Here is a 7,741-nt window from a genome sequence, read left to right as displayed (position 1 = left end):
GCAAGTAATGCGGATCGAAAGGAGCATCACCCAGAACTCAAAACGGCAGCGTAATTTGAACAAATTGGGCGACAACTAGCTTGAAAATTTCCGTTGATCGTTATGTAATCGCTGGTCGAGTATCGAAGGGCTACACTGCCGAAGATGCGCTTAGGGGGAATCTCAAAGGCCGTACACGGATTGGTAAATCGATTGAGTTTATGGGACAGGCTTACCCAAGTCGCGTTCAGCTTGCTTCGCAGTTTGGTCAAAAGTGGTCAAATGTTCAACGGCGTCTAGATAGGGGCTGGACTATTGAGCAAGCTTTACTTATTGAGCTACCACCGCCCCGATTCAGGGACTTTGAAGGTCACGCAAGAGACCATAAATGGAAAGAAGTTCGCACCGCAGATGGAAGTGTTGAGCCTGTACCAGACTCTCACGGCTACAAGCTTTATTTGATTACAAATACGATAAATACCAAAGTGTATGTGGGTATCACAATTGGTTCGCTTGAAAACCGATTGAAGCAGCACTTTGCTGCGGCTCGACGTGGACGAAAGTCTGCCTTTACAAACGCTATTACAAAGTATGGCGAACAAGCGTTCAACATTGAGCCGATCAGTATTACCGCTCTTAGTTACGCAGAGTTGCAAGCGCTGGAAGTACTCGAAATTGCCAAGCGCGACTCGATCCGCAATGGCTACAACACGGCACATGGTGGCTCTATCGGAACTTCAAAAGCAATTAATATCGCAGGCAAGACGTATCAGAGTTATGCAGGTGCTGCGGAAGCACATGGTGTGGACTCAATGGTTTTTTCGCTTAGAGTTTCGCGTTTGAAATGGACACCGGAAGAAGCAGCAGGCATTACTGAAAAACAATGGACTGGAAAATCGATTCCAGTTATCGCTGAAGGTAAGACATTCAGCAGCATAGGCGAAGCTGCAAAGTTCTATGGCCAGAAACCTGCAACGGCACACAGTCGATATCGAGTAAAGGGTTGGACAATCGAGCAGTCGCTGGGCATCACCTCTGCCCCACACCAGACACACTCATCAAGCAAATCAATTTCAATACTTGGCGTGGAATATGAATCAATCTCTCACGCTGCAACTATTTTAGAAGTTGACACACATGCATTAAGGCGTTACCTACGACTGGGGCTTACGCCCGATGATGCATATTCAAAGATAAAAAGCCGCGCCGGTTAACATACCCTGCAACAGCAAATTGTCCCCCTGTACATACATCCAACAAAATACAGGTCGCGATGAAACAAACACCCCGTACTACCAAAACAGGCCCCCCCCCGTTGGTCCGTGCCCCCCTCCTACCGACCCCTAACCATGAAAATCCCCGTCATAACTGGTCAAAAAACCGACTGTGTACGCCGCTGGCGTGCAATAAAACTCACTGACTAATGGGAAAATTCAAATGAAAATGACCACGACCCGCGCCCGTGCTGCCGAAATCATCAAAGTTGCAGAGAACGAAGCAGCACTTAACGCGATTACAGACCTGAATGCGCTGATCGAAATGGCGGCAGACTTGGATAGCCTGATCGAATTCAACGTCGATGATGTGCCGGTAGGTAGCAAGAAATGGCAGACGATGGACCGACTCTATGCAGCGTGGGGGGCAATCATTGATCGTGGCGCAGCTATCCAACCTCAACCCGCTATAGTGCTGCCAGGCATGCTTGCGTCAACCCTTATGCATTGATTACGTGAACGGTGCAGGTGGCGCTGTATGTGCTGCCTGCCTTTCGTCTTTTTGATCGGACAGCAATCATGAAAAAAATAGGCACGCTCGCACAATCTGTAGACGTTGTAGCAGTCAGGAAAGCGTCAGGGCTGAGTCAGGCAGGGTTTGCAGCTTTGCTGCGCGTTTCGAAACGTACCGTGCAAGGGTGGGAAGGTGGCAAGTCGTTAGACGCAGCAGCAAGCGTTTTGCTCACTGTTGCGAGGTATGAACCTGATGCAATCGAACGGGCAGTCGGGGAGGCAAACGGGCTGATGAAATGCTAGGGGGTAAGGGAACTGTTCGACTGGTGCCAGCGTATAAGTGTCACCAAAAGTGTCACCAGTTAGGTCAGAAACCAAAATGGGCTAGCTCCTTTCGAAGCTAACCCATTGATTATATTGGTGCGGCTGGCAGGAATCGAACCCACGACCCCTTGGTTCGTAGCCAAGTACTCTATCCAGCTGAGCTACAGCCGCGAAAAACAAGATTATAGACCAGCGATCCGGATTAGGGAAGTCGAAATTTCTGAAACTCAAGAAAGCACTGCTGCGAACCTGCCGATCCCCAGGAAATGGCGCTCGCTGGCCGCCGTCCGGCATTCCATTTGGAGCAACTCACACGCAAAGCGTGGGCGGCCGACCGACTTCTGATAAAGTCTGACCAGCGTTTCCGAAAAGAAATCAACCGCGCCGCACAGACTGCCATTTCGCTGCGACATTTTGGCTGTTGCAGGTTCTATTCGTCGGCCCTTTCGAGCGACAATGCAGTTGCATTCCCAGCGCCGGCGGCGGACGCGCTGTACGTTCAACCTGTCACCCTTTTACCGGCACTCCCTATCTCGATGAAAACCGCCCTCTCCGCAATTTCAGCAACCTTGATGTTCGCGTCAGTGATGTCGCCAGTTCAGGCGGCCAGCCTCATCGTACAGGCCAGCGATAGCACCGGCGCGGCAGTGCTCGACGCCGTAGCGTATGCGGAGCCGGCCTCCGGGCAAGCCATCGGCAAGCCGACCCGCGCCAACCAGATCGAACAGCGCGGGCGGAAGTTCGCACCACAAGTCAGCGTGGTGCAGATCGGCTCGTCGATCTCGTTTCCCAACAATGACACCGTGCGGCACCACGTGTATTCGTTTTCACCGGCCAAGGTGTTTGAACTCAAGCTATATTCCGGCACCGGCACCGAACCGATCATTTTCGACAAGGCCGGCACGGTCGTCGTTGGCTGCAATATCCACGATCAGATGGCGGCCTGGATTCAGGTCGTCGATACGCCCTGGTTCGCCAAAACGGATGCGTCCGGCAAAGCCGTGCTGGATAATCTGCCGGCCGGCAAATACCGCGTGAAGGTCTGGCATCGCGCTCTCCCAGCCACTGTTGCAATTCCCGAACAATTGATCTCCATCGGGGGCGCTGATGTTACTGTAGCGGTCGGATTTCCCTTCAAGACCGACAAGAAACAGGACTGACTCATGCGTTTTCGCAGTCTCGAAAGTCGAATCGTCACGTTATTTTTGCTGCTGATCCTGGCAGTGCAACTTGCGGGTTTTGTCGCCATTCGCACTGGCATCAAACAGAATGCACGCGCGGAGGTCAACAATGAGCTGGTCATCGGCGAGCGCGTGTTCCGCCGCCTGCTGGAACAAAATGCCCAGAACCTGACCACCGGCGCGCGCGTGCTGGCGCTGGACTATGGCTTTCGGCAGGCCATCGGCACCAACGATACGGAAACCATTGCCTCGGTCCTTGCCAATCACGGCGCGCGCATCGGCGCGTCGTTCGCCATGCTGGTGAGCCCGGACCGGTTGATCAAGGCAACCACCGTCAGCAATACCGGCGCCAGTTTGCAGGCTTCGATCCTGCCGCTGGTCGCCGCAGCCGAAACCAGCGGCAGCGCCACCGGCATCCGTTTGATCGACAAGCATCCGTACCAGATCGTGGTGGTGCCGGTAAAAGCGCCGCTGGTCATCGGTTGGGTGGCCATGGCATTCCCCATCAACCAGGATATCGTCTCTGACATGCGCGACCTGTCAGCGCTGCAGGTAGCGATCCTGTCGCGCCGCAAGAACGAACACTGGACCACCGAGGCGTCCAGCCTGAGCAAGGCCGAGGCCGACAGCCTGGGCGCGCAATTGCATCAGATGCCCCATGCGATTTCGGCCATCGAGACACTCAATCTCGAGACCAATGAATTCGGTTCGCGCAGCCTGGCGCTGGCCGATGATGGTGAGCAAACAACCATCGTGGTGTTGCTGCGCTCGATCAGCGAAGCGATCGCGCCGTACGAACACCTGCAATTCACCTTGCTGATGCTGACCGCCGGCTGCACCCTGCTGGCGGGGATCGGCAGCATCTTTACCGCCAGGCGCATCACCGGACCGCTGCGTGATCTGACGGAAACCGCCCGGCGCCTTGGCAATGGCGAGTACGAAGGCCGGCTGGAGATTCGCCGCAACGACGAAATCGGCGCACTCTCGCGCGCGTTCGAGAGCATGCGCGACGGGATCGTGCGGCGCGAAGCCGAGATTGGCCGGGTAGCGTATTGGGACACGCTGACGAATCTGCCGAACCGGCTGCAATTCGTCAAAATGACGTCTGCCGCCATCGAACAGGCGACCCGGACCGGCGCCACCTGCTACATCCTGATGATGAATCTGGATCGCTTCAAGAACGTCAATGACGTACTCGGCCATGCCTTCGGGGATGCGGTGCTGCGACTGGTCGCCAGTCAGCTGCGCGAGCATCTGGCCGGCAGCGCCAATCAGGTCGCCAGGATTGGCGGCGACGAGTTCGCCATCATCCTGCCAATGGCCGACCTGCGCGATGCGCGCGAAGTCGCCGAACGCATCCTCAAGGCAATGGAACAGCCGATCTCGCTGGACGACCAGACCATCGACCTGGGCGTGGGCATCGGCATCGCCGGCTATCCGGCCAATGGCAGTGATGCCGAATCGCTGCTCAGCCGCGCCGAAATGGCCATGTATGCGGCCAAGAAAAGCGGCAGTGAAGCGGTGCTCTACGATCCATCGATCGACAAGGCCAGCGACGCCAGCCTGTCGCTGCTCAGCGAACTGCGGCGCGCGATTGAAAACAATGAATTCCGTTTGCAGGTGCAGCCCAAGATCATGCTGGGATCGGGCGCCGTGATCGGCCTCGAGGCACTGATTCGCTGGGTGCATCCGGAACGCGGCATGGTCTTTCCCGATAACTTCATTCCGTTTGCCGAAAAAACCGGCTATATCCGCGTCATGACACGCTGGGTGCTGGAGCAGTCGGCCCTGCTATGCAGCCAATGGCTGGAGCGCGGCGTGCATCTGAAAATCTCGGTCAATCTGTCGACGCGCGATTTGCTGGATCAGGATCTGCCGAGGAAATTTGCCGACATCCTGCAACGGCATGGTGTCACGCCAGTGTCGTTCTGCCTTGAGATTACCGAGAGCGCGATCATGGACGACCCGGTGCGCGCATTGCAAACGCTGGACCGCCTGCACGCCATGGGCGTCGAATTATCGATTGATGATTTTGGCACCGGCTATTCGTCGCTGGCGTATCTGAAACGGCTGCCGGTCGATGAGCTGAAGATCGACAAGTCGTTCGTGATGAACATGCAAAACGATGCGGATGACGCGCAGATTGTGCGCTCGACGATCGACCTGGGCCACAACATGGGCCTGCGCGTGGTGGCCGAGGGCATCGAAAGCGAAGACGTCTGGAACCTGCTGGCCGGGATGGGCTGCGATCAGGGCCAGGGTTATTTCATCAGCAAGCCGATGCCGGCCGAACAGCTGGTCGACTGGATCGACCGCTGGGTCGCACCGCAACATGCGCTGGCGCAGCCGGATGTGTCGGCCCACCATGGCTGATCGCGACATGCCGCGCGCCGTGCAGACGCCGGACATGCACGTGCTCGAGCCGGCCTGGCTGCCGCTGATCCTCGACAGCGCGTTTGACGAGATCTCCGTTCTCGACCTGTCCGGGCTGCGGTTTCTGACCGTCAATCCGGCAGCACGCGACAATCTGCAACTCAACGTTGCGGAGCTGCACAAATACCATTTTCACGATGTTGCGCCCGCACTTGGCCGCGACGCACTGCATCATCTGCTCAAGCCGCTGCAGGCCGGAAAAGTCAGGCAGGTCGTCCTGGCGACCGAACTGCGCCGCCACGACGGCAGCCACTATCCGTGCGAGTTGCGCTTCGTGCTTGCCATGCAGCTGACCACGCCGGTGCTGATCGTCATCGGCAAGGACACCAGCGCACGCCATGAATCGGCGGCGGCGCTGGGTCTGATCGAGGCAAGGTTTCGCGCCATTGTCTCCAACACCCCGGGCCTGGTGTACCAGTTCCGGCTGCTGCAGAACGGCGACATCGCCTTTCCGTATCTGAGCGATGCCTGCCACGCCCTGCTCGGCATCACGCCCGAACAACTGCATAACGATCCCGATCTGTTTCTGGAGTTGATCCTGGCCGAAGACCGCGCCTCGTATCTCGAATCGATGGCCGCCTCGGCGGGCGAATCGACCAGCTGGAACTGGGCCGGCCGGATCTGGATCGAGGAATGGAAAGACATCAAGTGGATCAATCTGCGCGCCACTCCGCGGGCGCTGGCCGGCTCCGGCGTGCAGTGGGAAGGCATCATGACCAACATCACCCAGAGCAAGCACGAAGAAGTCGAAATCAAGCGCTCGCGGGCGCAGCTGGCGGAATTGTCAGCGCACATCGAAACGGTGAAGGAAGAAGAACGCACCCGCATCGCCCGCGAGATCCATGACGACCTCGGCGGCAATCTGACCGCCATCAAAATGGCGCTGGCATTGCTCAAGCGGCGCATGCCGGACGACGCTGGGCTCATTGAGAAGGCCGACTACGTCGACGCGCTGGTCGACCGCACGATCGAAGCAATCCATCGCATTTCGGTCGATTTGCGTCCGAGCATCCTGGATTTCGGCATCGTCGCGGCGATCGACTGGCAGGCCCGCGAATTCGAGAAACAACTCGGCATTCCGTGCGTCGTCGTCAGCAACAAACAGGATATTGCGCTGCCGCCGGATCAGGCCACGGCGCTGTTCCGGATTTTTCAGGAATCGCTGACCAACATCGGCAAGCACGCCAGCGCCAGTCGCGTCGACGTACGGCTGACCCGCAGCAACCGCGGCATCCGCCTCGAAATCAGCGACAATGGACGCGGCATTGCTGCGCGCGACCGACTCAAGCCGAAATCGTTTGGCATTCGCGGCATGGTCGAGCGCGCCAACGCGCTCGGCGGCAGCCTGTCGGTGAGCAACGTCGCAGGCGGCGGCAGCATGGTCGCCATTCGCATTCCGCTGCCGGCAGCAAGCACGAACCACAGCAGACCGACACCATGAGCAAAAAGATCGCCGCCATTCGCGTCCTGATCGCCGATGACCACGCCATCGTGCGCGAAGGACTCAAGCAAATTCTCGCCGACACGCGCGACATCGTCGTGGCCGGGGCCGCCGAAAATGGCTTCGACGCCATCAATCTGGCGCGCAACAGCAACGCCGAAGTGCTGTTGCTGGACATCTCGATGCCGGACCGCAGCGGCATCGACGTGCTCAAGCAGATCCGCAAGGAATGCCCGAAAATCGCCGTGCTGATGCTGTCGATGCATCGCGAAGACCAGTATGCAATCCGCTCCCTGAAGGCTGGTGCGGCCGGATATCTGAACAAGCAGAGCGCGCCGGTCGAGCTGGTCAATGCAATCCGGCAGGTGGCCGCCGGGCGCAAGTACATCAGCAGCGAACTGGCGCAGGAACTGGCCAATCAGGTCGGCGACGACCGCGAAGTGCCGGCGCACGAGACCCTGTCCGATCGCGAGTACCAGACCCTGACCATGATTGCCTCGGGAAAAACCGTGACCGATATCGCCCGGGAGCTGGTGTTGTCGGTAAAAACCATCAGCATGTACCGCTCGCGCCTGTTGCAAAAAATGAAATTGCGCCACAATGCCGAGCTGACACATTATGCAATCAAGAATCATTTGGTCGACTAGGCGGTTTCA

Annotated in this window: 6 protein-coding genes and 1 tRNA gene; 6 read left to right on the top strand and 1 reads right to left on the bottom strand. The window is 57.6% G+C overall.

Going from position 1 to position 7,741, the window contains the following annotated elements; all coding sequences use genetic code 11:
• The first annotated feature begins 80 nt into the window (after positions 1 to 80).
• Both RCH09_RS12705 and RCH09_RS12700 read left to right on the top strand, forming a co-directional pair.
• Positions 81 to 1,193 carry a GIY-YIG nuclease family protein gene (locus RCH09_RS12705; RefSeq protein WP_326941470.1) on the top strand — a complete coding sequence of 371 codons (1,113 nt, stop codon included), beginning with the start codon at positions 81 to 83 and terminating at the stop codon, positions 1,191 to 1,193.
• 223 nt (positions 1,194 to 1,416) lie between these two features.
• Positions 1,417 to 1,704, top strand: a complete 288-nt coding sequence (locus RCH09_RS12700; RefSeq protein WP_326941469.1) for a hypothetical protein — start codon at positions 1,417 to 1,419, stop codon at positions 1,702 to 1,704.
• 420 nt (positions 1,705 to 2,124) lie between these two features.
• Here the strand turns inward: RCH09_RS12700 and RCH09_RS12695 are convergent.
• Positions 2,125 to 2,201, bottom strand: a tRNA-Arg gene (locus RCH09_RS12695).
• Between the two features lie 95 nt (positions 2,202 to 2,296).
• Between RCH09_RS12695 and RCH09_RS12690 the strand changes: the two genes are divergently transcribed.
• Genes RCH09_RS12690 through RCH09_RS12675 form a run of 4 tightly spaced genes read left to right on the top strand, consistent with a single transcriptional unit; the run spans position 2,297 to position 7,732 of the window.
• Positions 2,297 to 3,190, top strand: a complete 894-nt coding sequence (locus tag RCH09_RS12690) for a hypothetical protein (protein ID WP_326941468.1) — start codon at positions 2,297 to 2,299, stop codon at positions 3,188 to 3,190.
• A gap of 3 nt (positions 3,191 to 3,193) precedes the next feature.
• Positions 3,194 to 5,584 (top strand): bifunctional diguanylate cyclase/phosphodiesterase, encoded by a 2,391-nt coding sequence (locus RCH09_RS12685; RefSeq protein WP_326941467.1) that lies wholly within the window; start codon positions 3,194 to 3,196, stop codon positions 5,582 to 5,584.
• Positions 5,577 to 7,085, top strand: coding sequence for a PAS domain-containing sensor histidine kinase (locus tag RCH09_RS12680; protein ID WP_326941466.1), 1,509 nt, complete (start codon positions 5,577 to 5,579; stop codon positions 7,083 to 7,085). The genes RCH09_RS12685 and RCH09_RS12680 overlap by 8 nt, the downstream gene beginning before the upstream one ends.
• Complete coding sequence (locus tag RCH09_RS12675) at positions 7,082 to 7,732, top strand: response regulator transcription factor (RefSeq protein ID WP_326941465.1); 651 nt, start codon at positions 7,082 to 7,084, stop codon at positions 7,730 to 7,732. The genes RCH09_RS12680 and RCH09_RS12675 overlap by 4 nt, the downstream gene beginning before the upstream one ends.
• The last annotated feature ends 9 nt before the right edge of the window (positions 7,733 to 7,741 follow it).

The organism is Actimicrobium sp. GrIS 1.19 (genome assembly GCF_035984655.1).
Taxonomy (GTDB): domain Bacteria; phylum Pseudomonadota; class Gammaproteobacteria; order Burkholderiales; family Burkholderiaceae_D; genus Actimicrobium.
Note: the sequence above shows the minus strand (reverse complement) of the source record. Positions and strands in the feature narration are given on the sequence as shown.

Coding starts and splice junctions, on each gene's coding strand:
- RCH09_RS12690 (WP_326941468.1), top strand. CDS start 2,297: ATGGCGCTCGCTGGCCGCCGTCCGGCATTCCATTTGGAGCAACTCACA.
- RCH09_RS12700 (WP_326941469.1), top strand. CDS start 1,417: ATGAAAATGACCACGACCCGCGCCCGTGCTGCCGAAATCATCAAAGTT.
- RCH09_RS12685 (WP_326941467.1), top strand. CDS start 3,194: ATGCGTTTTCGCAGTCTCGAAAGTCGAATCGTCACGTTATTTTTGCTG.
- RCH09_RS12675 (WP_326941465.1), top strand. CDS start 7,082: ATGAGCAAAAAGATCGCCGCCATTCGCGTCCTGATCGCCGATGACCAC.
- RCH09_RS12680 (WP_326941466.1), top strand. CDS start 5,577: ATGGCTGATCGCGACATGCCGCGCGCCGTGCAGACGCCGGACATGCAC.